Origin of the sequence: Marinobacter bohaiensis, from assembly GCF_003258515.1 — a bacterium.
Classification (GTDB): domain Bacteria; phylum Pseudomonadota; class Gammaproteobacteria; order Pseudomonadales; family Oleiphilaceae; genus Marinobacter_A; species Marinobacter_A bohaiensis.
In genome coordinates this window covers 231,093-256,855 of record NZ_QGEH01000003.1, presented here as the reverse complement: position 1 = coordinate 256,855, position 25,763 = coordinate 231,093, and the positions used below count along the sequence as shown (strand labels likewise).

Here is a 25,763-nt window from a genome sequence, read left to right as displayed (position 1 = left end):
CGTTCGGTCATAGCGAGCGCCTAACACACTGTCCGACAATCCTATTAAATTTTTTGACCCCGTTTGCAAAGCGTATCAATGCGTAACGCCATGTATCCGGAATTGGGGATTACGGCACAAAATCCAGCCTGAGGCTTGCCTAAGCTTCCGCAGAACAACAAATGCCCGCAGACGGCTTTTCAGGCTGTCACCGGGCAACCAAAGAAACGGAACAGGCAGCCAGGACCATGCGCGACAAGTATCGGGTGATCGGACCCGCCTACGACTTTCTAAGCCAACTCTACAGTGGCAGGAACATCCACCGCTGCAAAACCGCCATGCTGGACATGACCACCATACGGCCCGGGGCGCGGGTCCTGTTTGCCGGCGCCGGCCATGGCCGTGACGCCATCCGCGCCGCGGAACTGGGGGCCGAGGTGACGGTGGTCGACCTGTCCGCCACCATGCTGCGCAAGTTCGACGATGCCCGGCGCCAGGAAGCGCCGCACCTGACGATCCACACCGTTCACAGCGACATCATGGCGATCGACGCCCCTGGCCGCTACGACATGGTGGTCGCCAACTTTTTCCTCAACGTGTTCGACGAACCCATGATGGAGCGGGTTCTCGGGCACCTGATCGACCTGGCCAGAGCCGGCGGCCAGGTCGTGGTAGGCGACTTCTGCTACCCCACCGGCAACCCCCTGGCCCGATTGTTCAAGAAAGCCTATTGGTACGCCGCCGTCTTCACGTTCTGGCTGTTCGCCAACAATGCCTTCCACCAGATCTACAACTACCCGGAACACATGCAGCGAATGGGCCTGACCATTCGTGACAGGAAGCACTTCAAATTACTGAACATGGATTGCTACTGGTCGATCCTCGGCCAGAAGCCAGCCTGAGACACGGAACGCGGGGCCCACGACCCGTGACGGGCCGCCCCTTTCGGGAGACGATCATGACAGACCAGACCCTTGCCCTGGATCGCCTTGGCGCCGGGGAAGCCGGCCAGTTGACCTTCGCGCAACGCGTGGACTACCTCAAGCGCTTCGGCGTGCACTCCCAGTCCTTCTCCACCCTGCAGCCGAACATGGACTATTTCGATGTCCCCGGCGTCGGTTACATCGCCTACATGCGCAAGTGGGGCCTGACCTTCGTGCTGTCCGACCCGGTTTGCGCCCCGGAGGACTTCCCGGTGATGCTGGAGCGTTTCCACAACCGCCACCCGGATGCCTGTTACATCCAGGTTTCCCGCCCGGTGGTGGATGTCCTGCACCAGCGTTTCGGGCTGTACGGCACCCAGTTCGGCAGCGAGTCGCGCATTGATTTGGGGGGCTGGTCCCTGTCCGGCAAGAAGAAGCAGATCATCCGCACGGCGGTGAACCAGGCCGCGCGCAGCGGCATCACCGTCCGTGAACGCTTCAGCGACGACCACACGCGGCAGATCTCCGAAGCCTGGATTCGCACCCGCAAGGTCAAAAGCAATGAGATTCGCTTCCTGATCCGCCCCATGGACATGACCTATCGCGAGAACGAGCGGCATTTCTACGCCTACCAGAACGGTCAGGCGGTGGGGTTCATTTACTTCGATCCGATTTATCGCAATAACGACATCATCAGCTACGTGCCCAACATCTCGCGGGCCAACGCCGATTTCCGGCAGGGCATTTTCTACACCCTGATGGCTCACGCCATGTCGGTTTTCCAGGCGGAGGGCGTGCCCTATCTGGATCTGGGGCTGATTCCCCTGTCGCTGGACCAGACCACCGAACCCCAGGAGGCCCGACTGCTCAAGCGCATCCTGCACGGGCTCTACGACCGGGGCAATTTCCTATACAACTTCAAGGGGTTGGAATTCACCAAGTCCCGCTTTCGTGGCGAACGCTTCAAGACCTACTGCTGCCACCGGCGCGGGCTACCGGCGCTGGAATTCCTGGCCATGCTCAAGTTGACACGGGTGGTTTAAGGCGGCGTAAAGCCCTCGGGCCAGCCGCCATCCACCCGGCCGGCCAGAAGCCCCAGCCCGTTGAGCACTGTCTCGAATTCCCCTGGAACCGGGCCGGAAAAGCGCGCGTTCATGGGCGACGTCTCGCAGCCGTCGACCAGGCGTTCGGCCTCATCGAGCAGGTAGTGCACGCGGCGGGCAATGGCATCACCGGAGTCGACCCAGTGGCGCACCTCAGGCAGTACCTGCACCAACTCATCCCGGATCAGGGGGTAATGCGTGCAGCCCAGGACCACCGTATCCACCCCCGCGTCCGCCAACGGCCGAACCGCTTCGGCCAGTTCCGCTAGCGGCACCGGCCGCCCGCCGACCTTGGCCTCCGCCCAGCGCACCAGCCCTGGATGGCCGACCCGGACAATCTCACAATCGGCGGCGAAGCGCTGGATCAGGTCCTCGGTGTAAGGGCGACGCACCGTCGCCGGCGTCGCCAGCACGCCCAGGCGGCGATTCTCCGACAGCGCCGCCGCCGGCTTGATCGCCGGCACCACGCCCACCACCGGTACCTGAAGACGCTCGCGCAGGGCCGGCAACACCACGGTACTGGCGGTATTGCAAGCCACCACCACAAGATCCACCGGTTCCTGCGCCATCAACCGCTCGATCAACGCGACACAGCGGGCGATGACCGTTTCTTCGGACTGATCGCCGTAGGGGAAACCGGCCGTATCGGCCAGGTAGGTCAGCGATACAGAGGGCATGGCGGCGTGCAGGCAGGCGGCAATGCTCAGCCCGCCCACGCCGGAATCGAACACCAGTACACGGGGAGTGCTCACGACCCGGCCGGCGCCTCCCGCTCGGCCAGGGCCCGCTCGATCAACCGGCCGGCGATGGTGCCCGACGGCGGCACCGGGGGCAGCTCATCAGGGTGGAACCAGTCGGCGGTGGCCAACTCGTCCTCCTGCAGGCGCAGCTCGCCGCCGGCATAGTCGGCGAAGAAACCCAGCATCAGCTGATGCGGGAACGGCCAGGGCTGGGACGCCTGGTAGCGCACGTTATTTACGGTCAGGCCCGTTTCCTCCATGACTTCGCGCCGCACCGCTTCCTCGGCGCTCTCCCCCGGCTCGATGAAGCCGGCGATGAGGCTGTAGAAGCCGTGAGTATGGCGGGAGGAGCGCGCCAGGAACAAGCGCTCGCCGTCACGGATCAGCACGATCACGCAAGGCGCCAGGCGCGGGTAGAACGGGATCTCGCAGTGGTCACACCATTTGGCCCGTTCGCGGTCATGCATTCGGGTCTCGCCGCCACAGCGACCGCAGAACCGGTGATCCCGCTGCCACTGCAGAACCTGGCAGGCCGTGCTCAGGACGCTGGCCAACTCGGGTTCAGAACCCAGCAGCGCATCGCGCAGGGCGACGGCCTGGTCCTCGGGCGGGCGTTCGGCCAGGGCCACGAACAGGCGTTGGCCATGCAGCTCACCCAGGCATACGGGGGGCGTGCCGGTCAGCGCTGCGGCCGGGGACCGGGCGTCGTGGACCCAACCATCGGGCGCGCGCACCAGGGTCTGTCCCCGAGCCAGAATCAATCCATCACCCGGCGCGGGCGGCGCTTCCGTCCAACCCGGAACCCAACCTGGCATAGGCCTGTCTCTCCTGTTCGTTAAAAGACGCTGCACATGGTATCCAATCTGGCCCAAAGTACCACAATGCGGGTTCTCCAGGACATTTGGCGGGGCCGTGACCGGCGACCTTTGCGCTCTTGGTGGGAGCAAGTAAACTTACGGCACCTGACCGCATAACGGAGTTTGCATGCGATTTTTTCCGGGACTTAGCGCCCTTTTCTTTACGCTTTTACGAAAGATCCTGTTTCTATGGGTCCGCACCGATGTGATGGGCGCAAGCCGGGACCAACTGGAACTGGATCCGGACAAGCCGGTTTGCTACGTCCTCCAGTACAGCTCCCTGTCCAGCCGCCTGGTGCTGGAGCAGGAAATCCTGCGCGCGGGTCTGCCTTCCTCCCAGGCGCCGCTGCCGATCGAAAACGGCCCGCGGCGATCGTTCTTCTTTCTCTACCAGCGCGCCGGCGGACTGTTCAGACGCCGCCATTCGCCGGCGCTGACGCCGCGCATCAAGCAGATCACGTCGTTGGCGCTGCATGATTCCAGCCAGGACATCCAGATCGTGCCGGTGACCCTGTTCTGGGGCCGCTCGCCGGACAAGGAAAAGTCACTGTTCAAGCTGCTGTTGTCCGATACCTGGTCCGTGGCCGGCCGCCTTCAGAAGCTGCTGATCATCCTGGTCCACGGCCGCAACACCTACGTGCAGTTCAACCGCCCCATTTCCATCCAGCACGTGATTAATGAATTCCGTGACAACGAGGAGCGTGCCACCCGCAAGCTGGCCCGCATCCTGCGCACCCACTTCCGGCGCGTGCGTCAGGCCGTTCTCGGTCCCGACCTGTCACACCGCCGCACGCTGGTCGCCTCGCTGGTGCGTACCCCGGCGGTCAAGGAAGCGATCCGGGAAACCGCGCGGGACAAGGACCTGCCACCGGAAAAAGTGCGCGCCAAGGCCCTCAAGTACGGCGACGAAATCGCCGCCAGCATGTCCGTGGTCACCATCCGCTTCCTGGAAGTGGTGCTGTCTTGGCTCTGGAACCGGATCTACAACGGCGTCGCCGTCAACAACATCGAGGTGGCGCAGGATGTCGCCAAGGACAACGCGGTGATCTATGTGCCCTGCCACCGCTCGCACATCGATTACCTGCTGCTGTCCTACGTGCTCTACCGCAACGGCCTGATGCCCCCGCACATCGCCGCCGGCATCAACCTGAACATGCCGGTGGTGGGCCCGATCCTGCGCCGGGGCGGCGCCTTCTTCATGCGTCGCAGCTTCCGCGACAACCCGCTCTACGCCACCGTGTTCAACGAGTACATGCATGTGATGTTCTCGCGCGGCTATTCGGTGGAGTACTTCGTCGAGGGCGGTCGCAGCCGTACCGGTCGCACGCTGCAGCCACGCCCCGGCATGCTGTCGATGACCGTGCGCAGTTACCTGCGCGATCATCGCAAGCCGATCGTATTCGTGCCGGTGTACATCGGCTACGAGAAAGTGATGGAGGGGCGCAGCTACCTGGGCGAACTGCGCGGCAAGAAGAAGCAGAAGGAAAGCATCTTTTCCCTTTTCAAGACCGTCCGCAAGCTGCGCAACTCCTTCGGCGAGGTGGCGGTCAACTTCGGCGACCCGATCCGCCTTAACCGGGTGCTCGACGACGTGCATCCGGAATGGCGTGACGAGGCCTACGACAGCGACTATCGCCCACGCTGGCTCAATACCGCCGTCAGTGCCCTGTCGGACAAGGTGGCCGAGCACATCAACGCCGCGGCTGCAGTGAACCCGATCGGCATGGTGGCCACAGTGCTGCTCTCGGCCCAGAAACTGGCCATGGACGAGCGCCTGCTGGAACGCTTTCTGGACGAGTTCTGCGACCTGATCCGTTCGGCCCCGTATTCCGCCCACATCACCTTTCCCGAGGGCAACGGCCGCGACTGGATCGCCTACTGCGAGAACATGGGCCTGGTCAGCCGCTTCAAGCAGGACCTGGGTGACATCATTGCGCTGGAAGGCAACAACGCCATCCTGATGACCTACTACCGCAACAACATCCAGCACCTGTTCGCGCTGCCGGCGCTGATCGCCTGCCTGTTCGAGAACTTCTCCACCCTCAAACGCGAGCGCGTGGTGTTCCTGGCCGGCTCGGTGTACCCGTACATCCGCTCTGAACTCTTCCTGCAGTACCCGGACGATGCGGTCGAACCGGTCATCGAGCACTGGATCGATGTCCTGGCGGAGCGCGGCCTGCTGACCCGGGACGGCGACAAGGTGTGCCGCCCGGCGGACGGCACCGAAGCCGCCCTGCGCCTGCGCAGCCTGTCCCGTTTCATCATCCAGACCCTGGAGCGCTACCACATTTCCATCGCCATCCTGCGCAAGTACGGTTCAGGCAAGATTTCCGCCAGGGAGTTGGAAGAACAGAGCACGCAGATGGCCCAGCGCATGTCGATCTTGTTCGGTGTCAACGCGCCGGAGTTCTTCGACAAGGCGCTGTTCCGCAACTTCATCGCCAACCTGCAGCGGGACGAGATCCTCACCACCGACGACAACGAGCTGCTGTGCTACACCGAAGGGCTCGACGAGGTGGCGGAGGACGCCCGGCTGGTACTGAACATGGAAATGCGCCAGGCCATCCAGCAGGTGACCATGCTGGGGGCCTGATCTGTTATGGCATCGCGGCAGACGGCGCTCAGGGCAGCGCCTTCAGGGCGTAGATGTCGTAGCGGCTGCTCTTGCCTTCCAGTTGGGTGCTGGGCGCCGGCCCGTCAACGGTCGGCGCCTTGCGCGGGCGCTTCACCACCACCCGGTAGGCCGCCTTGGCCAGGGCCGCTTCCAGCAGCGCCGGGGCATCGTCATCGGCGCCCACGATAGGCCGGAACAGCTCCATCTCTTTCTTGACCCGGGCCGACTTGTCACGATGCGGAAACATCGGGTCCAGGTAGATCACGTCCGCCAGCGGCCCGTCCTGGCTTCGAATCCAGTCGATGCTGTCCCCCGCCTGCAAGCTCATTCGCGCCGCCAGTGGAGCCGCTGCCGGGTCGCCCGCCGCCCGCTCCAGGCCATCCGCCAACAGCGCATGAATGACCGGCGAGCGTTCCAGCAGTGTCAGCCGGCAGCCCAGCCCGGCCAGTACGTAGGCGTCCTGCCCCAGTCCGGCGGTGGCGTCCAGCACGTGCAGTTCGCGGTGGGTTTTCTTGAGGCCGACAGCACGGGCAACAAGTTGCCCGGCCCCGCCGCCATGATCCCGGCGATAGCCCGCCTTGCCGGAAACGAATTCGGCCCGCACCGGGCCGGGAACCTTGCGCCCGGTTTGCTGCAGGGCCAGTCCCTGGTCGTCGAGCCAGAGCAACACCGGGCAGGCATCGACCCGACGCGGGTCGACAACACCAAGAAACGGCAAAGACAGACTCTGCGCCAGGGTCTGGGCAGGTCCGGAATGAACCTGCTCAGCGCAGGCAACGGCAAGGGATGGGGAAGACATGGCGGGAAACGTTATACGCGAATGTCGATGCCCGCAAGCTCGACGTCGTCCCCTTCTTCGCGGGTACTGGCAATGTTGTTGAAAACGTCCAGTGCCTGGGCATTGCGCAGCGGCACGTCGTCGGCCCGGAAACGCTCCAGTTGGGCGTCCTCAGCCGCCTGGCGAGCCTGTACGCGGCGCTCCAGGCGTTCCGGGTCGACCGTGTCGCGGCGTACGCCGGTCTCCGTATCCGGCGTACGGCCGTCCGGTCGGGACGCAGTGTCCCGATCCCGCTGTAGCGGGCTGTCGGCAGGAACGGGGCTAACGCCGTTATAAGGAAGGCCGCGAATCATCGATGGAGCACTATCTGCAGAACGGAATTATTCAAGGTTGCTCAGAATACCATCAACAGAAGCAGCCCGCCTAGCAGTAATCGATAGATCACGTAGGGCATGAATCCGAGCCGCTCCAGAAAACGCAGGAACAGGTGGATACAGATCACCGCGCTGACGAACGACACGCCGGTACCAACGAGGATATCCAGCCACTGGGCCTCACTGCCGGTTTCCGCCAGTTCCAGCGTCTTGAGCAGGCCGGCGGCGAGAATCAGCGGAATGGACAGCAGGAAGGAAAAGCGGGCCGCCGCCTCACGTCGGTAGCCCAGGAACAGGGCCGCGGTCATGGTGATGCCGGAACGGGAGGTCCCGGGAATCAATGCCAGCGCCTGGGCCACACCGATGACTAGGGCATCCCGATAGCCCAGGGCCGCCAGCCCCTTTTCCCGGCGGCCGACGGCGTCGGACCACCAGAGCACCAGGCCGAAGCCGATGGTCGACAGCGCGATGACCAGCGCCGAGCGCAACTGTGACTCGATCACATCCTCGAACAGCAACCCCGCCAGACCGGCGGGTGCGGTACCGAGAATGATCGCCCACGCCAACCGGCTGTCCTCGCTGGTGCGCCGCTGCAGGGTATCGCCAACCCAGGACCGGGTCAGGCGCACCACTTCGGCGCGAAAATACCAGACCACCGCGACCAGCGTGCCGACGTGGACCGCAACGTCAAAGGCGAGGCCCTGGTCGCTCCAGCCAAGGATCTGCGAGGGAAGGATAAGGTGAGCGGAACTGCTGATGGGGAGAAATTCGGTCAGCCCCTGAATAATGGCCAGGGCAATGGTCTGCCAGAGATCCATGAAACGGCTTCCTGCTTCGAGTCGACGGCACCGGAGCCCAGCGTCACCTCCCTGTCACCGAACGGGAACCGCACGCGCCACAGTCGAGGCGTACAGACATCCCCTGCGCCCCGGGAACGGATACGATCCGGGACCGCTCAGTCATCGGCAGTCGGAACGAGTCGGTGACGGGACACTAACGCCCCGGCAGTTTCTTCCAGGTCACTTCGTCCCTGACGTAGACCGGTGCGGCATCCTGGGCCGCTACCGTTTTCCCGTCAGGCCAGTCGGCTACCGCCAGCGTGGCGATATCCGCGGCCAGAGGATACCAGTCCGCATGGGTCAGCAACATTGCATCGCGGACAGGTTGCGGCATCTGCTCCAGCAGGTTCCAACCAGAGCCGGCACCGATCCAGCGCGGCGCCTCTTCGGTGAGAGACACCTGGTCCGGCGGGCAGACACGCTCCTCGGCGGAGGCGGTGACCCTGCCTTCACGAATGCAATAACAGTTCCAGTAGACTTCCCCCATCCGCGCGTCGAAGGCCACGGCCACAGCGTCACCCTCTTGCGCCTCGCCGACACGCAGGGCACGCGAGGCAAGGGCCGCCAGGGAGGACACCGGAATCACCGGTATATCGAGGCCAAAGGCCAGCCCCTGCACCACGCCAGTGGCGATGCGCAGGCCGGTAAACGAACCGGGGCCGCGCCCGAAAGCCAGGGCATCGAGATCCGCCAGCGGGATGCCGCTCTCCGCCACCAGTTCGCGCACCATGGGCAGCAGGTGCTGGGTATGTCCGCGTGGCGAGCGAAGGTCACGCTGATAGAGTTGGCCATCAGACCAGAGGGCCGCCGAGCAGCCCTCCGCCGTGGTATCCAGTGCCAGTAGTTTCATGAAGGTCGCGCAATGGAGGCCGCCGCAGCGGCGCGTTGTTTACTGCAGGTTGGTCAGGATCTGGTCGCGGATATCGTCCATGCTGCCGACGCCGTCGACACGGACGTAGGTGGGCGCCGCCTCGGCATCCGCCTTGGCCCAGTCCTGGTAGTAGCCCACCAGCGGTGCGGTCTGGTCGTGGTAGATCTTGAGACGGTTGCGGACGGTTTCCTCGGAGTCGTCAGCGCGCTGGATCAGCGGCTCGCCGGTCTCGTCGTCCTTGCCCTCGACCTTGGGCGGGTCGTATTTGACGTGGTAAGTGCGGCCGCTGGCCTCGTGGACACGACGGCCGGACAGACGGGTGACGATTTCCTCGTCATCAACGGCGATCTCGACCACATAGTCGATCACCACGCCTTCATTCTTGAGCGCTTCGGCCTGGGGAATAGTGCGCGGGAAGCCGTCCAGCAGGAAGCCGTTGGCGCAGTCGTCCTGTTTGATGCGGTCCTTGATCAGCGCAATGATGGTCTCGTCCGGAACCAGGCCGCCGGTGGCCATGATTTCCTTCACTTCCAGACCCAGCGGAGACTCAGCCTTGACCGCGGCGCGCAGCATATCGCCGGTGGAGATCTGGGGAATCCCGAACTTGCCGGTAATGAACTGGGCCTGGGTCCCCTTGCCTGCGCCCGGTGCGCCCAACAGAATGATTCTCATAGTGGAAATGCTCCCGTTTATCGATGAAATCGTCGTGCGGCTTCGGGAGGTACAACCTGCAACCGATGGAGCCACGCAAGCCGCATCTGCCGGAACCGAGCCGTGACAGATGGGCCGAATGTTTTTATTGGCCGGCCGCTCGTGGCGTTCCGGTCCTGACCTGAGACAGCTTATGGGCCGGGTTGCCGCCGGTACGATCCGTGCGGGCCAACCCGTGCCTGCCGGAGCCCCGGGGCGGATGCTGAGACACCGCTGGGAACATCTGGCTCAAGGGCGGCTGTATTCCGGTTGCCAACGCGATCGTGGGTCGATCACGCCGGGAAAAGCCACCCGAGCGGGTAAAACGATCCGGCATTATACGAAGTCGGGCCGGCCATAGAAAGGGTACCAAGGTCGGAAAATGACCAGCGCGGGTTCAGGCGGCCAGGGACCGGGCCAGGTCATCCAGCTCCCGGGCCACCTCCTCGGTGGTGGTCATCAGGCGCTCGATATCGGCATCGCCAAACTCCAGGGACGCCGCCAGGGTATCGACGTCGTCCGGGTTGAACTCGTCGCCGATGCCCTTGTCCTTGAGCAGTGCGTTGGCCAGCTGGACCATGTGCACGTAGTCCGCGTGGTCGCCTTCATAGGCCATGCGCTGGTGCATACCGGCGGTCTTTACCACCGCGTCCGGGAGCTGCCACAGGCGGTGCAGGATGCCGCCGATGGGGCCATGACCGACCGACAGGAATTCCTGGTCGCCACCGAACACCTGGACCTCCAGCGAGTGCATGCTTTGCTCCGGATTGGACTCGCGCAACCGGTTGAGCTGGTCAAACTCGTTGGGAAACAGGTGGCCGATCAGCAGGATACCGAAGTTGTGCAACAGCCCGCAGAGATAGGCCAGCCCCTTGTCGGCGCCCTTGAGCATGGCCATCTGCTGGCACAGGTAGGCGCAGTAGAGCGAGTGACGCCAGAACGCGTCCATACCCAGCATGCCGTCGCGCGGCACCTCGAAGGCCCGCACCGAGGCGATACCCATGGCCACGTGGGCGACGCGGTCGAAACCAAGCACCCGGGTCACCGCTTCCTGTACGGAATTGATCTGTCCCGGGTAGTTGAACAGTGCGGAACGGGCATAGCGCATGATCTGGGCGGTCAGGCTGGGATCGTACTCGATCAGCTCACCCAGCTCGCGGGCCGTCGCTTCGGTATTGGCCGTCAGACGCAGGATCTTCAGGGCCAGGGCCGGCATCGGCGGCAGCCGGTATAACTTCTGTAAGCGCTGAGCCACTTCCTCCAGCGTGATATCCGACGACTCACCAGGCTCCAGGTCGTGGGCCACGTCGACAATGCTGATACGCGCCTTGCGGCCACCGGCCAGGGCCAGACGCAGGGCCCGGCCATCCAGCCGCAGCAGGCTGTTGTTGCTGCCTGACGCCAGATAGGCCTCGTCCATCTCCAGCACCGGTTCGTCGATCACCACAGGGATATCAAAGGCCGCACCAATAGGGGGATGGAAACCCATCTCGCAGTCGGCGAACAGCCGGTCCGCCTGGCGCGCGGTCAGCAACTGCAGGCGTCGACCCACCACCGCGGAGACCGCGTCCACATCAATGGCCGTCTGATAGTTGTGCACCGCCATGACCACGCCCTTGAGATCGATCAGCAGGGTCGCGCGAATCACCGCATAGTGGTTCAGGCCAGCCCCTGAGACGGCCACGTCAAAGCTGGGGACTTCATCCTGGGCAATAACGTCGTAGGCAATGCCCTTGCGTGATAGAAACGTTTCCAGTCTGGCCGATGCCGCCACGCTTACTTCCTCTGTTCTTGCTGTTGTCGTCAGCTACAGCCTACCCGATTGAGGCAACCCCGGGGTATCCCCGGGGCCGCTACCGGCGGCATTATCCGGTGTTACGCATACCGGCCGCAATGCCGGCCATGGTGACTTTGAGAGCCCGTTCCACCAATTCCGGCACCTTGCCCTGCCCTTCGCTCTCGCGATCGCGGCGCAGCAGTTCCGCCTGCAGGTAGTGCAACGGATCGGTGTAGGGATTCCGTACCCGCAGCGAATGGGCGAACACCGGTTCGTCGAGCAGCAGCTCGTCCTGCTGCTTGAGTGCCTTCACATGTCGGATGCAGCCGGCCAGACGCTCACGCAGGTCCTCCCCCAGATGCCGCAATTCTGGATCCACCAGAATTTCCTCGTAATAGCTGGCGATTCGCAGGTCGGCCTTGGCCAGGACCATCTCCAGCATGTCCACGTAGGTCTGGAAGAAGGGCCAGCGCTCCATCATTTCCCGCAGCAGCGGTTCGTGTCCGGCTTCGGCGGCTTCGCGCAGCGCCACATCGCTGCCCAGCCAGCTGGGCAGCATCATGCGCATCTGGGTCCAGGCGAAGATCCAGGGGATGGCGCGCAGGCTTTCCACACCGCCGGTGGGCTTGCGCCGGGCCGGACGACTGCCCAGGGCGAGCTTGCCCAGCGCCTGCTCCGGCGTGGCCTGGCGGAAATAGGTGACGAAGTCGGGATGTTCGCGGACCACGGCGCGGTAGGCCTTGAGCGAGCGTTCCGTGAGCCAGTCCATCATGTCGCGCCAGCCCTGCTCCGGTGCGGGCGGCGGCGCCAGGGTGGCTTCGATTACCGCGGTGGCGTAGAGCGTCAGACTCTTTTCCGCCAGCTTGGGCAGGCCGAATTTGAAACGGATCATCTCGCCCTGCTCGGTAATCCGGAAACTGCCGTTCACCGAGCCCGGCGGCTGGGACAGGATCGCCCGGTTGGCCGGGCCGCCGCCACGACCGACAGTACCGCCGCGACCATGGAACAGGGTCAGGTGCACGCCGAACTCGCCGGCGACATCGGTCAAGGCTTCCTGGGCCTGATACTGGGCCCAGGCCGCCATCATCTGGCCGGCGTCCTTGGCGGAATCGGAGTAGCCGATCATCACTTCCTGACGGCCACGGCAGTAGTCGCGGTACCATTCCACCTCGAACAGGGCGCGCATGGTGTCCGGTGCGCCGGTGAGGTCGTCAAGGGTTTCGAACAGCGGCACCACCCGCATGGGATTCTGCATGCCGGATTCCCGCAGCAGCAGGATCACGCTGAGCACGTCCGACGGCTGGCTGGCCATGGAAATGACGTAGGAGCCGAGGGCTTCCGGGGTCTGCTGGGCGACCACCTCACAGGTATCGAGCACCTCGCGCACATTGTCCGACGGCTGCCAGTGACGGGGGATCAGCGGACGCCGGCCCTGCAGTTCGCGCAGCAGGAAAGCCTGACGCTCGGTTTCGCTCCACTGCTCATAGTCCCCCAGCCCCAGGTCGCGGACAATCTCACCCACCGCTTCGGCGTGGCGACCGGCTTCCTGACGGATGTCGAGGCGTACCAGCGGCAGCCCGAAACAGTGGGCCCGGCGCAGGGTATCCAGCAGCAGACCGTTGGCGATGTCGCCCAGGCCGCATTCCGCCAGCGAGTCGTAACACAGTCGCAGCGGGCGGATCAGGTCTTCGTTCTCGAACAGGATACCGTTGCTGTCCGCCGGCTCGCCGTTGACGCAGGCCTCGGCCCAGTCCCGGGTGCGCAGCAGGCGCTCACGCAACTGGCCCAGGATGGCGCGGTAAGGCTCGCGGGTATCGCCGGCCTCGGCTTTCACGGCGTCGTTGGCTTCCCACATGGACAGCTCGGCACGCAGTGTCTGGATATCGCGCAGGAACAGGTCCGCCGCCATCCAGCGCCCCAGCCAGAATACCTCGCGGGACACTTCATGGGTGACGTTAGGATTGCCGTCCCGGTCGCCGCCCATCCAGGAGGCAATCTTCATGGGCGCGGCGTCGATCGGCAGCCCCTCCCCGGTGGCATCCAGCAGCGACTGGTCCAGACTGCGCAGGAAGCGCGGCAGGGCCTGCCACAGGCTGTTCTCGATCACGGCGAAGCCCCACTTGGCCTCGTCCACCGCGGTGGGGCGGTTATAGCGAATCTCATCGGTGTGCCAGGCTTCCGCCACCAGTTGCCGAAGCCGCGAGACCACTTCATCGCGTTCCACCGGCAGCAGGTCGTCGTGATCGAGCTGGGCCAGGCCGTTGGAAATCTCGTCGTACTTGAGGATCAGGGTGCGGCGCGTCACCTCAGTGGGATGCGCGGTCAGCACGAACTCGATGCTCAGGTCGGTGACCCGGCGGTGCAGCTCCTCGGGCGAGATATTCCCCGCCGTCAGGCGCTGGAACAGCTCCCCGAGAGACTCCACCATCAGGTCGGCCTGGTGGCCCTGTTTGCGGCGTATGCCGTGGTACTGCTCGGCAATGTTGGCCAGGTTGAGGAACTGGCTGAAGGCGCGGGTCACCGGCAGCATCTGGTCGTCGCTCAGTTGGCTGAGCAGGTTGACCAGCCGCTGGCCGGAGCCGCTTTCCTGGCGCCGATCCGCCTTGGCGGCGGCCCGGATCTCTTCGATCAGGTCGAAGCAGGCCTGGCCCGGATACTTGCGGATGCTGTCACCCAGCAATTCGCCCAGGAGGCGGACATTTTCCCTCAAATCAGGATGCAATTCGGTCATGAAACGCTACCGTCCTTTCGCCATGGGAACCCCGTTCCTGTTCCTGTCGAAGTCGGGGTTCGATGAAAAACCGCTTTCAATATAACAGCCTGTTATCGGCGCATCATCAAAGCGCGCAAAACAACGGACACGAAACTCGGATTGAAATCGATGCGGCAAAGGTGTTTATTTGAAGCGTAACCCGACAGTCGCACAGCGCGAGGAACGAGCATGAAAGTAACCGACCTGCCCAAGCACTGGGAAGGCACAAAAGAAGACAGCGAACAGGCCAAGAGCTACACCCTGCGGCTGCCACTGGAAGACGCCGCCCGCATCGCCGCCCTGGCGGAGCTCTACCCGGATCGCAGCGAGGCGGATATCCTCAACGACATGATCGGCGCCGCTCTGGACGATCTGACGCGCCAGACGCCACTCAAGGGCAAGCTGGAATCGGTGAAGAAAGGCTGAAGCCTTCGGTAGGTAACAGAAAACGGGGAGCGTCGGGCGGACATCGGGTCGCCGGCCGGCGACCCCGGAGAGTCAAAGCCAGCCATTCACCAGGCTGGCTTTTCTTTGCGGGTCGGAAGTAAGGCTTCAGGCGGCGGTTTCGAGCAGCCGCGCCTTGAGATCCTGCATGTGCTTCTGGCTGAGGCTGACGAACCTGGGGGTCAGGCCTTCGTCCTCGTAGATTTCGAAACCATCCTCATCAAAAGCCACGACTTTGGTCCCTTCGACGTACGGAAAACTGGTTTCCAGCTCGTCCAGTGCGGCCGAGACCAGGTCACGGATCAGATCCTGCGGTGACTTCATGGGATACAGTTCGGACAGCCGCTCCAGGCGTGCCAGATGCTGCTCCGACAACCCCGCCTCATAGGCGTCCCGAGTCAGACGACCGCGTGCATGCTTATCCCAGTATTTCACCAGATCCTTGATCTTCATGGTTCAACGCTCCCGCTATATGTGCTCGATCAAGACTGCGCCGGCGCCTCGTGAGCCCCTTTGCAGTGTACTACCACTCCTGAGCGTCGCGTCAGTCATTGCCCCGGCTGACGTAACGAATACTCTGTAAAAAGTTTAGCTTAACGACCTTCTGCTTACTGCATGATATGGTTACGGATTGTACCTATCACGCCCGACGCGGCCTGCCCGGGTCAGTCGTCGTTGGCGGCGTGCTCCACCCCTTTGACCGACTGCCAGATGGCATCCAGCTCTTCCAGACTCTGCTCATCAAACTCGCGCCCCTGTGAGGCAAGTTCCCGCTCGATGGCCCGAAAGCGTGCATCGAATTTGCGGTTGGTGCGACGCAGCGCCTGTTCCGGGTCGACCTTCAGGAAACGTGCCAGATTGACGCACACGAACAGCAGGTCGCCCAGCTCGTCCTCCAGTGCATCCCGGTCGGTGGGGTCGCGCTGCGCCACATCCCAGGCCTCGCGCAGTTCATCGATCTCTTCGTGCAGCTTGGCGAACACCGGCTCGATATCCGGCCAGTCGAAGCCGTGGCGGGCCGCCCGACGCTGGAGTTTCTCGGCGCGGGCCATGCCCGGAAGGCTGGCGGCGATGCCGTCCAGGCGGCTGGGTTCGACGTCGGGCTCCGGCTTGGCGGCCCGCTCCTCCGCCTTGATCCGCTCCCAACTGGCCTTGATCTCGGCGTCGGTAGGCCGGCTGTCCGGGTCGACCCGACTTTCCAGGGTGCCTTCCGGGAACACGTGCGGATGACGGCGCACCAGCTTGCGGACCAGGTGATCGACGATGCCGTCGAACTCGAAGTGGCCAGCCTCGCGCCCCAACTGGCCGTAGAAGATCACCTGGAACAGCAAGTCGCCCAGTTCATCCTTCAGGTGCGGATAGTCCGCCCGCTCGATGGCGTCAGCCACTTCGTAGGCCTCTTCCAGCGTGTGTGGCACGATGCTGCGGAAATCCTGCTTGCAGTCCCAGGGGCAGCCAGTCTCCGGATCGCGCAGGCGCGCCATCAGGTGTTTGAGGTCGTCGATGGTGTAGTGATCAGCCATAGTGCTCTCGTTGCTCCACGGACCAAGCGCTCAGGGTTTGCGCTTGCGCCGTACTTCCATGATGTTCGGGAGGTTCCGGATCTGCGCCAACAGCTTGGCCAGCTGCTCCAGGCTGGAAATTTCCAGGGTCACCGTCATGGTGGCGGAGTTGTCGTCCTGGTTCGACAGCGTGTTGAGCGCCAGCACGTTACAGCGTGAGTTGGCCAGAATGGCGGTGATGTCCCGCAACAGGCCGGACCGGTCGTACGCCTCGATTTCCACATCCACCGGATAGACCGACTCCTGGGTGCCGCCCCAGCTGACTTCGATGATCCGGTTGGGCTCGAATTCGCGCTGGTGCAGGAAGGTCAGGCAGTCCTGGCGATGCACGGTCACGCCACGGCCCACGGTGATGTAGCCGCCGATCGGATCGCCGGGGAGCGGCTTGCAGCACTTGGCCACCTGCGTCTTGAGGTTGCCGACGCCCTGGATCTTGATGTCCGAATCGGCCTCGTACGCCTTCTGCTTGGTGCCCTGCAGCTTCAGGTCCAGCTGCTTGGTGCGCGGCTCCAGCAACTGCTGCGCAATGTTGGCCACGTGCGTCGGCCGCAAATCGCCGGCACCGACGGCGGCAAACATGTCGTCGGCACTCTGGTAGTTCACTTTGCGCGCCAGCTTGACCAGATCCAGATCGTCAATGGACAGGCGCTTGAACTCATCTTCCAGGATCGCCCGGCCGTCGACGATGTTGCGGTCGCGATCCTGCTCCTTGAACCAGTGCGTCACCTTGGCCCGCGCCCGCGAGGTCTGGATGTAACCCAGGCTGGAGTTGAGCCAGTCGCGGCTCGGCGCCGGGTTGTTGGAGGTCAGGATGAACACCTGGTCGCCGGTTTTCAGCGGATAGGTCAGCGGCACGATGCGGCCGTTGACCTTGGCGCCCCGGCAGGCGTGCCCCACTTCGGTGTGGACGCGATAGGCAAAGTCCACCGGCGTCGCCCCCTGGGGCAGGTCCACCACGTGCCCTTCCGGCGTGAACACGTACACCCGGTCCGGCACCACATCGGTTTTCAGCTGGTCGATCAGACCGGACAGGTCACCCAGGTCTTCCTGCCATTCCAGCACCTGGCGCAGCCAGTTGATCTTGGCCTCGTAGCCGGTCGACGGCTTGCCGGTGTCGGTCCCCTTGTAGAGCCAGTGGGCACAGACGCCCAGTTCGGCCTCCTCGTGCATGGCCCGGGTGCGGATCTGCACCTCGATCACCTTCCCTTCGGGACCGATCACGGCGGTGTGCAGGGACTGGTAGCCGTTCTCCTTGGGGCTGGCGATGTAGTCGTCGAATTCGTTGGGGATATGGCGCCACAGGCTGTGCACGATGCCCAGCGCGGAATAGCAATCGCGCAGGGTGGGCACCAGGATGCGGAAGGCGCGCACGTCGTACACCTGACTGAAATCGATGCCCTTGCGGCGCATCTTCCGCCAGATGCTGTAGATATGCTTGGCCCGCCCGGCCAGCTCGGCCTGGATGCCGGCCCGGTCCAGTTCGCCCTGCAACGCCGACAGCACCCGCTTGATGTACTCGTCCCGGTCGAGGCGCTTCTCGTCGAGCAGTTTCGCGATTTTCTTGTAGGCGGATTCGTGCAGGTAGCGGAAGGACAGGTCCTCCAGCTCCCACTTGATGTGGCCGATGCCCAGACGATGGGCCAACGGGGCGTAGATATCGAACACTTCCCGAGCCACGCGCATGCGCTTTTCGGGCGGGGCGCTCTTCACGGCCCGGATGGCACAGGTGCGTTCCGCCAGCTTGATCAGGGCCACGCGCACGTCGTCGATCATCGTGACCAGCATCTTGCGCACGTTGTCGAGCTGGCCCTGGCTCTGGCCCAGCACGTTGCCCTTGAGGGGGTGATGGATCGAGGAGATCGCCGCCATGTGCTGCACGCCGTTGATCAGGCCCGCCACCTCATCGCCGAATTCGGCCTTCACCTCGTCCAGGCCGATACGCTCCTCGCGCACCGCCCGGTACAGGATCGCCGCCACCAGCGAGGCCTGGTCCAGGTGCAGCTCGGCCAGAACCTGGGCCATTTCCACACCGGTGCGGAAACTGCTGGCACCGGGCGCCCACAAACGGTCCTCACGAACCGCCTGCAAATCGATGATGGCGGCCTTCTCGCAGGCCCGCCGGAACTGGTCGACGTCCTCCAGGGTGGTCTGGGATTCGATGTGATGCACCCAGCCCTCGATATCGACCCGACCATCCGTGGTCACGGCGTAATCTTCTCGAACCTTTACCATAGCGGTAGAACTTCCCCTTGTTACTCGCGCCCGCCCGGCCCCTGAGGTCCGGACGCGCGCATCGCCCGTGTTCGCGTTGTCGGTTATTGTTGTGACAACAAGCGATGTTCAGCTCGCGGCGCGTCAGTCAGCGCGCTCGAACAGGGCCATCGATTCCACGTGCGTGGTGTGCGGGAACATATCCATGACGCCCGCTTTCACCAGCCGATATCCTTTCTCCACCAGTACGCCCGCATCCCGCGCCAGTGTGGCCGGGTTGCAGGAGACATAAACAATCCGCCGGGCGCCGAACGCGGTCAGGTATTCACAAACCTCCTGGGCGCCGGAACGCGGCGGGTCGATGAGGATCTTGTCGAAACCCTCGGCGGCCCAGCTTTCGCCGGTAAAATCTCCCTGCAGGTTGGCACCGTGGAAACGCGCGTTGGTCAGACCATTCAGGTCAGCGTTCTCGCGGCCGCGCACGACCATGGCGTCGTCGCCCTCGACACCAACCACTTCGCCGCAACGCCGCGCCAACGGCAGCGTAAAGTTGCCCAGACCGCAGAACAGGTCCAGCACCCGCTCGTCGGACTGCGGCTCCAGCCAGTCCAGGGCCTGATCCACCATGCGCTGGTTGATGTCGGCGTTCACCTGCGTGAAATCCATCGGGTGGAAGCGCATAGTGAGGTCGAACGACGGCAGACGGTAGGTCAGTCGCTCATCATCCCGGCCCGCGCTTTCCGGCCAGATCCGGTGCACGGTATCCGGCCCCTTGGGCTGCAGGTAGATATGCAATTCATGCGCCTGGCCGAAGGCCAGCAGCTTGTCCCGGTCCGCGTCGGACAGCGGGTCCATGTTGCGAACCACCATGGCGGCGACATCATCACCGCAGGCCACCTCGACCTGGGGAATACGGCTGTAGGCCTCCATGCTATAGAGCAGTTCCCGCAGCGGCGTAATGCGCTCGCCAATGCGTGGATCCATCACCACGCAACGGTCAATATCGGTGAGAAAGCTGTTGCGCTTCTCGCGAAAGCCGACCAGCACGGCGTCCCGCTTGGGCACGAAACGCACCCCGAGACGCGCCTTGCGACGATAGCCCAGTCCGTCGGATCGCATGGGCGGCACCCACTGCTCCGGCTCAATGCCCCCGAAGTGGGCAAAATGTTCCCGCAGCGTCGCCTCCTTGAACCCGATCTGGGCATCCGGCGCCACGTGCTGCAGACTGCAGCCGCCACACAGGTCGGCAAAATCGCAGGGTGTTTCCACCCGATCCGGCGACGCTTCGGTCACCTCGGTGGCGCGCAGCTCGTCAAAGCTACGGCGGGTACCGACGTACTTCGCCATGACTTTCTCGCCAGGCAGGGCACCGTCGACAAACTGGATCTTGCCGTCCAGGTGGGCGATTCCGCGGCCGTCGTGGCTCAGTTTTTCGATGTCACAGGGAATCGGGTCGGCGGGTAATGCTTTCTTTCTACGTCTCTTGCTCATCAGGTATTCCGGTCAGGCGAGGAAACCCCGCAGGGCTTCCTTTCTTATATGGGTGTCGGGCGACGGTCACGCCCCGGGGAAGACGCCGGTCGACAGGTACCGGTCGCCCCGGTCACAGATAATGGCGACGATCACCGCGTTCTCAACCTGCTCCGAAAGGCGAAGGGCCGCGGCAATGGCGCCACCGGAGGAAACACCGCAGAAGATGCCCTCTTCGCGGGCCAGGGCGCGCATGGTGTCCTCGGCGTCCTGCTGGTCGACGTCCAGCACCTGATCGACCCGCGCGGCGTCGTAGATCTTGGGAAGGTACTCCTGCGGCCAGCGGCGAATACCAGGGATCGAGGAGCCATCAGAAGGCTGCAGCCCCACGATGCGAATATCCGGGTTACGCTCTTTAAGGTAACGGGACACACCCATAATCGTGCCGGTGGTGCCCATGGAACTGACGAAATGGGTGACCCGCCCCTGGGTCTGCTCCCAGATTTCCGGACCGGTGGTGCGGTAATGGGCCAGCGGGTTGTCCTGGTTGGCGAACTGGTCGAGCACCAGCCCCTTGCCCTCCTCCTGCATTCGGGCCGCCAGGTCGCGGGCACCTTCCATGCCTTCTTCCTTGCTGACCGTGACAATCTCGGCGCCGTACGCGCGCATGGAGGCACGCCGCTCCTCGCTCATGTTGGCGGGCATGATCAGCACCATGCGGTAGCCCTTGATCGCCGCCGCCATGGCCAGGGCAATCCCGGTGTTGCCGCTGGTGGCCTCGATCAGTGTATCGCCCGGCTTGATGTCACCACGGCGCTCCGCTTCCTGGATCATGCTGATGGCCGGGCGATCCTTGACCGATCCGGCCGGGTTGTCGCCTTCCAGCTTGGCCAGGATAACGTTGGAGGTGTCGCCCGGCAGGCGCTGCAGACGCACCAGCGGGGTGTGGCCGACATAGTCTTCAATAGTTGGAAAATGCATGAATTCTCAGACTCCTGACAGCGTTTTTTGACGGGAAAACGGTCGGCCGGTTCCTCCGGCGGTCCTCCCAAGCTGTGTTACACTCTGACGACGCATCATACGCGCATAGCAGGCGCTATCCCAATACAGCTTGTCGCTACCGAAATGACGCCAGGTTCTAACGCCGGGCGCTGATAAAGTCGGTCCGTATAGCGTCTGCCGGCTGTTCCCGATTTCTGTCGGGGTTCACGATTATGATGGTATGGTCGCACCGGTCGGCGAGAGTTACCGGCGCCGCCAATAAGAATCAGGGACGACGTCTCGTACGCTTGGGGCCCGGCCACAAGGCCCTCCAGGGATGAGCCGGTACGGGACAACCGACGGAATCAGGAAGCGCACCATGCGACGCTGGGGCATTCGCAGAAAAGTACTTGTTGTTACGCTGGTACCCACTATACTGACCACGCTCATCCTGGGGATTTTCTTCACCCAGAGCTGGGTAGGCAACATCGAACAGCTCCTGCGCGATCGCGGCGAATCCCTGTCCCGCCAGTTGGCCGCCGCTTCCGAATACGGCATGTTCACCGGCAACCGCAGCCTGCTCAATAATCTTTCCAACGCCCTCCTGGAAGAGCAGGACGTGCGTTCCATCACCTTCTTCAATGCCCAGGGACAGCGTCTGCTGCACACCGGCCCCAGCCTCCGCGAGGAAATCGGCAACGAGAAGCTGACCGAGGCCTCCACCCTGGTGCTCAGATCCGGCTCCAGCTCGGTATTCATTGCCCCGGTCTACCTGCAGGACCTGATGATCGACAGCATGCTCGATCTGGAATCCCGCAACACCGCGCCCAGCGCCGAGGCGCCCATCGGCTGGTCGGCGGTGGAAATGTCCCATGTGCGCACCGACAAGGAACGCTACAAGGCACTGCTGATCAGTCTGCTGCTGATCCTCGGCGGCATCGGCCTGAACGTGCTCATCGCCCTGCGCATGAGCCGCAGCGTCACGGACCCGATCTTCGAACTCAACAGCGCCGTGGCGCGGCTCAAGGGTGGCGACCTGAAGACCCGCGTCTACACCCGCGCCGGCCCCGAGTTCGAGCAGCTGGAATCCGGCCTCAACGACATGGCCCAGGAGCTCAGCGAAGCCCAGGCGGAAATGCAGCAGAACATCGACCAGGCCACCGAGGATCTGCGCGAGACCCTGGAAACCATCGAGATCCAGAACATCGAGCTGGACCTGGCGCGCAAGGAGGCTCTGGAAGCGAGCCGCATCAAATCGGAATTCCTGGCCAACATGTCCCACGAGATCCGCACGCCGCTGAACGGCATCATCGGGTTCACCGAGCTGCTGCTGAAATCGCCGGCCCAGCAACAGCAGCGGGATCACCTCAACACCATCCGCAAGTCCTCTGAAATCCTGCTGACAATCATCAACGACATCCTCGACTTCTCCAAGATCGAGGCCGGCAAGCTGATCCTGGACCGCATCCCCTTCGGCCTGCGCGACACCATCGAGGAGGTCATGGTGATGCTGGCGCCGGCCGCCCACGCCAAGAACCTCGACCTGGTGCCCCTGATCTACAACGACGTACCCGACACCATCATGGGCGACCCGTTACGGGTCAAACAGATCATCACCAACCTGGTGAACAACGCCATCAAGTTCACCCAGACCGGTGAAGTGGTCCTGCGCGCCAGCCTCGACGACGAGGACGAGGAAGGCCACCGCGTGGTACTGCGCTTCAGCGTGACCGATTCCGGCGTGGGCCTGTCCCGGGCGCAGCAACAATCGCTGTTCAACGCGTTCAGCCAGGCGGACGCCTCCACCGCGCGCCAATACGGCGGCACCGGCCTGGGCCTGGTCATCTCCAAGCGCCTAGTGGAGGAAATGGGCGGCGAGATCGGCCTGGAAAGCGAACTCGGCCAGGGCTCCACCTTCTGGTTCACGCTGTCCACCGAGGTGGCGCGCAACACCGAAGCGCCGGCACCGCGGGACGGCCTGCAGAAAGAGCGCATCATCTACCTGGAGCAGCAGAAGACCACCGCGCTGTCGGTCCGGCACATCCTCAGCGACTGGGGGATGACCGTGGATGAAGCCAGCTCCCCCGGCGACCTGCTGGAAAAGGTGGAGCAGGCCCAGTACGACAACCGGGGCTACGCCGCCGCCATGATCGGGGTTACCCGGCACCTGCTGCATTCGAGCCAGTACCGGGAACTGTTCCATACCCTGGAAGTCGAGCGCGACTGTCGCACCCTGATCCTGACCCCGACGCTGGAAGACCACGACGGCCACCTCACCGGCCAGGCCAGCGGACACATCACCAAGCCGGTTTGCCGCGACCGGCTCTATAACCAGCTGTTCGCCCTGATCCACGGCACTCACCTGCCCACCACCCTGGATCACAATGGCGTCAGCGCCCTGCTGCCGGATGCGCGCGCCAGCGACGCGCCAAGAGTCCTGGCGGTGGACGACAACGAAGCCAACCTCAAGCTGGTGTTGACGTTGCTGGCCGACTGCCAGATTCCCGCGGAAGGGGCCTCCAGCGGTTTCGAGGCCCTGAGCAAGGCGCGCCAGACCCAGTTCGACCTGATCTTCATGGACCTGCAGATGCCGGGCATGGACGGCGTGGAAACCACCAGCCGCCTTCGCCACCTGGACGAACGCCCCACGCCGGTGCCCATCCTGGCGCTGACCGCCCACGCCCTGTCGGAAGAAAAAGATCGATTGATGCGCCAGGGGTTCGACGGCTACCTGACCAAACCGGTCAACAGCGAACAGCTGCTGGAGGCCCTGGCCCGCCACACCGGCTACCAGGGATCGACGACGGGCGAAACGCCGCGCGCGGCTCCGACGGCCGACAGCCGGGGTCAGGGCCGAGGTATCCGTCCATCGAGCAAGGAAAAACAGTTGCCCTGCGTGGATGTGGAGGAAAGCATTCGCCTGGCGGCGGGCAAGGCCGATCTCGCGGAGGAGCTATTCAGCATGCTGCTGGAACAGGTCAGCTTCGACCAGAACGGCATCCGCAAACTACTGACCGATAACGACGAGGCCGAGCTGCTGGAACGGGTCCACAAGCTTCACGGCGCCACCCGCTACTGCGGCGTGCCGGAACTGCGCAACCTGTCGGAGCGGCTGGAAACGGCGCTCAAACGCGAGACGCCGGAGCGCACGGCGCTGGCCGAGGCGTTGATGGCGGCCATCGACCGGCTGCTGATCTGGTCGGAGGAAACCGAGTGGCAGGCCATGTTCAGGGACCGCGTCGGCGAGCCCCTGAATCCGTCCTGACGCCCGGATTCCTTATGGGCGCAGGGTAACGGCCCGGTCGAGAATCTCACGCATGTCCCGCACCGCTTCCTTCATGCCGGTGAACAGGGCGCGGGCAATGATGCTGTGGCCGATGTTGAGTTCGTTGATCCCGGGAATCGCCGCCACCCGCTCGGTGTTGTGGTAATGCAGACCGTGGCCGGCGTTGACCACCAGGCCCAGTGAGCGGGCGTAGGCGACGCCGTCGGCCACCTGCCTGAAGGCGGCCTCCACCGCGTCCGGCGTCTCCGCATCGGCATAGTGCCCGGTATGGATCTCGATAACCGGCGCGCCACAACGCGCGGCAGCGTCGATCTGGTCCCGGTCGGCATCGATGAACAGCGACACTTCCGCGTCGACGCGCGCCAGTCGTTCACAGGCCCGGGCGATTTTCTCCTCCTGACCTACCACGTCAAGACCGCCTTCGGTGGTCAGCTCCTCGCGCTTTTCCGGCACCAGGCACAAGCACGGCGGGCGCACCTGCTCAGCGAAGGCCAACATGGCCTCGGTGACCGCCATTTCCAGGTTCATTTTGCTGTTGAGCATGTCGCGCATCATCAGCACGTCGCGGTCCTGGATGTGGCGGCGGTCCTCGCGAGGATGGATGGTAATGCCGTCGGCGCCAGCCTCTTCCGCCAGCAACGCCGCCTGGACCGGGTCCGGATAGCGGGTACCGCGGGCCTGGCGCAGGGTGGCCACGTGGTCGACGTTCACGCCGAGCAACACTCTAGGTTTCATGCTTGTCTCCTCGCCATTGTTGGAACAGGGCGCGACTGTGCAACTCGCGGCCCTGCAGCAGATGATCGATCAGCACGCGCATCATGCGCTTGGCCGTGCGACGCGCCTCGGGGCTGTCCAGGCGTGCATCCGCCAGTTCCAGCAGCACGTCGCCCCGAAGCCCCCGCAGCAGGCTGCCCGGCGATGCCTGTGCCAGGACGCCCTGCTCCGGGTCATAGTAGTAATAAGCGTCCTTCCGCACCGGTTCGCCGGTATCCATGGCCTGGTCCCAGGCAAAGCCGTAGCCCAGGGCATCAATCAGGCACCATTCGAACCGGCGCAGCAGGGGCTCGATGTCGCCGGCCTGCGCCAGGTTCTCAAGGGCTTCAATGTAATGGGCAAACAGCTGCGGAAAGGGTTCAGCAGGTGGCAGCAGGCGCTGCAGCAGCTCGTTGAGGTAGAGCCCGCAGTACAGCCGCTCGGTGCGGCGCAGATCGGGCCCCAGGCGGCTTTCGGCCGCGGTCAGGTTCTTGAGGTCGGAGCGGCCCTGCCAGCCCAGCAGCATGGGCTGGAAGGGTTGCAGCTGGGCCTTGAGGGGACTCTTCGGGCTGTTGGCGCCACGCGCCACCACGGTCAGGCGGCCGTGGTTGAGCGAAAACAGGTCCACCATCAGACTGGTTTCGCGGTAGTTCCGGCGATGGAGGACATAGCCGGGCTCCTGTTCGACCCTGTCGCTCATCGGCTGGCAACTCCTGTGTTGGCCGGCGGCGCGTGCAACATCACGTCGTCACGGGCCGC

At 63.9% G+C, this 25,763-nt stretch carries 21 protein-coding genes; 5 read left to right on the top strand and 16 right to left on the bottom strand.

What is annotated here, in order from left to right; translation table 11 throughout:
• Positions 1–227 precede the first annotated feature (227 nt).
• On the top strand, positions 228–881 hold the full coding sequence (locus DKK67_RS16000) for a class I SAM-dependent methyltransferase (RefSeq protein WP_111497504.1): 654 nt from the start codon (positions 228–230) through the stop codon (positions 879–881).
• 56 nt (positions 882–937) lie between these two features.
• Positions 938–1,945 (top strand): DUF2156 domain-containing protein, encoded by a 1,008-nt coding sequence (locus tag DKK67_RS15995; RefSeq protein ID WP_111497503.1) that lies wholly within the window; start codon positions 938–940, stop codon positions 1,943–1,945.
• Here DKK67_RS15995 and murI read toward each other — a convergent pair.
• Positions 1,942–2,757 (bottom strand): glutamate racemase, encoded by an 816-nt coding sequence (gene murI / locus DKK67_RS15990; protein ID WP_111497502.1) that lies wholly within the window; start codon positions 2,755–2,757, stop codon positions 1,942–1,944. The two genes, DKK67_RS15995 and murI, sit on opposite strands and share 4 nt — an antisense overlap.
• Complete coding sequence (gene nudC / locus DKK67_RS15985; RefSeq protein ID WP_111497501.1) at positions 2,754–3,560, bottom strand: NAD(+) diphosphatase; 807 nt, start codon at positions 3,558–3,560, stop codon at positions 2,754–2,756. Before nudC ends, murI begins: the two co-directional genes overlap by 4 nt.
• Positions 3,561–3,729: 169 nt before the next feature.
• Here nudC and plsB point away from each other — a divergent pair, with 169 nt between their 5' ends.
• A complete protein-coding gene (plsB, locus tag DKK67_RS15980; protein ID WP_111497500.1) occupies positions 3,730–6,195 on the top strand; it encodes a glycerol-3-phosphate 1-O-acyltransferase PlsB in 2,466 nt (821 codons plus the stop codon).
• Positions 6,196–6,223: 28 nt separating this feature from the next.
• Here the strand turns inward: plsB and DKK67_RS15975 are convergent, their stop codons facing one another.
• The 7 genes from DKK67_RS15975 to ppc form a co-directional block, all read right to left on the bottom strand.
• A complete protein-coding gene (locus DKK67_RS15975) occupies positions 6,224–7,015 on the bottom strand; it encodes a class I SAM-dependent methyltransferase (protein ID WP_111497499.1) in 792 nt (263 codons plus the stop codon).
• A gap of 11 nt (positions 7,016–7,026) precedes the next feature.
• Complete coding sequence (locus tag DKK67_RS15970; RefSeq protein WP_111497498.1) at positions 7,027–7,347, bottom strand: UDP pyrophosphate phosphatase; 321 nt, start codon at positions 7,345–7,347, stop codon at positions 7,027–7,029.
• Positions 7,348–7,388: 41 nt separating this feature from the next.
• Entirely contained in the window at positions 7,389–8,186 is a 798-nt protein-coding gene (locus DKK67_RS15965; protein WP_111497497.1) for an undecaprenyl-diphosphate phosphatase, read from the bottom strand.
• 175 nt (positions 8,187–8,361) lie between these two features.
• On the bottom strand, positions 8,362–9,057 hold the full coding sequence (tsaB, locus tag DKK67_RS15960) for a tRNA (adenosine(37)-N6)-threonylcarbamoyltransferase complex dimerization subunit type 1 TsaB (RefSeq protein WP_111497496.1): 696 nt from the start codon (positions 9,055–9,057) through the stop codon (positions 8,362–8,364).
• A 39-nt stretch (positions 9,058–9,096) separates the two neighbouring features.
• Entirely contained in the window at positions 9,097–9,750 is a 654-nt protein-coding gene (gene adk / locus DKK67_RS15955; RefSeq protein ID WP_111497495.1) for an adenylate kinase, read from the bottom strand.
• Positions 9,751–10,165: 415 nt separating this feature from the next.
• Positions 10,166–11,542 (bottom strand): HDOD domain-containing protein, encoded by a 1,377-nt coding sequence (locus tag DKK67_RS15950; protein WP_111497494.1) that lies wholly within the window; start codon positions 11,540–11,542, stop codon positions 10,166–10,168.
• A gap of 91 nt (positions 11,543–11,633) precedes the next feature.
• On the bottom strand, positions 11,634–14,276 hold the full coding sequence (ppc, locus tag DKK67_RS15945) for a phosphoenolpyruvate carboxylase (protein ID WP_111497493.1): 2,643 nt from the start codon (positions 14,274–14,276) through the stop codon (positions 11,634–11,636).
• Between the two features lie 210 nt (positions 14,277–14,486).
• On the opposite strand from ppc, the gene DKK67_RS15940 reads away from it, so the two are divergent.
• Entirely contained in the window at positions 14,487–14,723 is a 237-nt protein-coding gene (locus DKK67_RS15940) for a hypothetical protein (RefSeq protein WP_111497492.1), read from the top strand.
• Between the two features lie 126 nt (positions 14,724–14,849).
• Here DKK67_RS15940 and DKK67_RS15935 read toward each other — a convergent pair whose 3' ends face one another.
• From DKK67_RS15935 to cysM, 5 genes are all read right to left on the bottom strand, one after another.
• Positions 14,850–15,194, bottom strand: a complete 345-nt coding sequence (locus tag DKK67_RS15935) for a pilin assembly protein (RefSeq protein ID WP_111497491.1) — start codon at positions 15,192–15,194, stop codon at positions 14,850–14,852.
• A gap of 212 nt (positions 15,195–15,406) precedes the next feature.
• Positions 15,407–16,264, bottom strand: coding sequence for a nucleoside triphosphate pyrophosphohydrolase (mazG, locus tag DKK67_RS15930; RefSeq protein WP_111497490.1), 858 nt, complete (start codon positions 16,262–16,264; stop codon positions 15,407–15,409).
• 30 nt (positions 16,265–16,294) lie between these two features.
• Positions 16,295–18,535, bottom strand: a complete 2,241-nt coding sequence (gene relA, locus DKK67_RS15925; protein ID WP_111497489.1) for a GTP diphosphokinase — start codon at positions 18,533–18,535, stop codon at positions 16,295–16,297.
• Between the two features lie 123 nt (positions 18,536–18,658).
• On the bottom strand, positions 18,659–20,005 hold the full coding sequence (gene rlmD, locus DKK67_RS15920) for a 23S rRNA (uracil(1939)-C(5))-methyltransferase RlmD (RefSeq protein ID WP_111497488.1): 1,347 nt from the start codon (positions 20,003–20,005) through the stop codon (positions 18,659–18,661).
• A gap of 66 nt (positions 20,006–20,071) precedes the next feature.
• The gene (cysM, locus tag DKK67_RS15915) at positions 20,072–20,965 is read right to left on the bottom strand and encodes a cysteine synthase CysM (protein ID WP_111497487.1); all 894 of its coding nucleotides are present in this window, start codon (positions 20,963–20,965) and stop codon (positions 20,072–20,074) included.
• Between the two features lie 379 nt (positions 20,966–21,344).
• Between cysM and DKK67_RS15910 the strand changes: the two genes are divergently transcribed.
• On the top strand, positions 21,345–24,230 hold the full coding sequence (locus DKK67_RS15910; protein ID WP_111497486.1) for a response regulator: 2,886 nt from the start codon (positions 21,345–21,347) through the stop codon (positions 24,228–24,230).
• A gap of 12 nt (positions 24,231–24,242) precedes the next feature.
• Here the strand turns inward: DKK67_RS15910 and pdxJ are convergent, their stop codons facing one another.
• Together pdxJ and recO are read right to left on the bottom strand one after the other, a co-directional pair.
• Positions 24,243–24,986: a pyridoxine 5'-phosphate synthase gene (gene pdxJ, locus DKK67_RS15905; RefSeq protein WP_111497485.1), complete on the bottom strand. Its 744-nt coding sequence runs from the start codon at positions 24,984–24,986 to the stop codon at positions 24,243–24,245.
• Positions 24,976–25,704, bottom strand: a complete 729-nt coding sequence (gene recO / locus DKK67_RS15900; RefSeq protein ID WP_111497484.1) for a DNA repair protein RecO — start codon at positions 25,702–25,704, stop codon at positions 24,976–24,978. Before recO ends, pdxJ begins: the two co-directional genes overlap by 11 nt.
• Positions 25,705–25,763 lie beyond the last annotated feature (59 nt).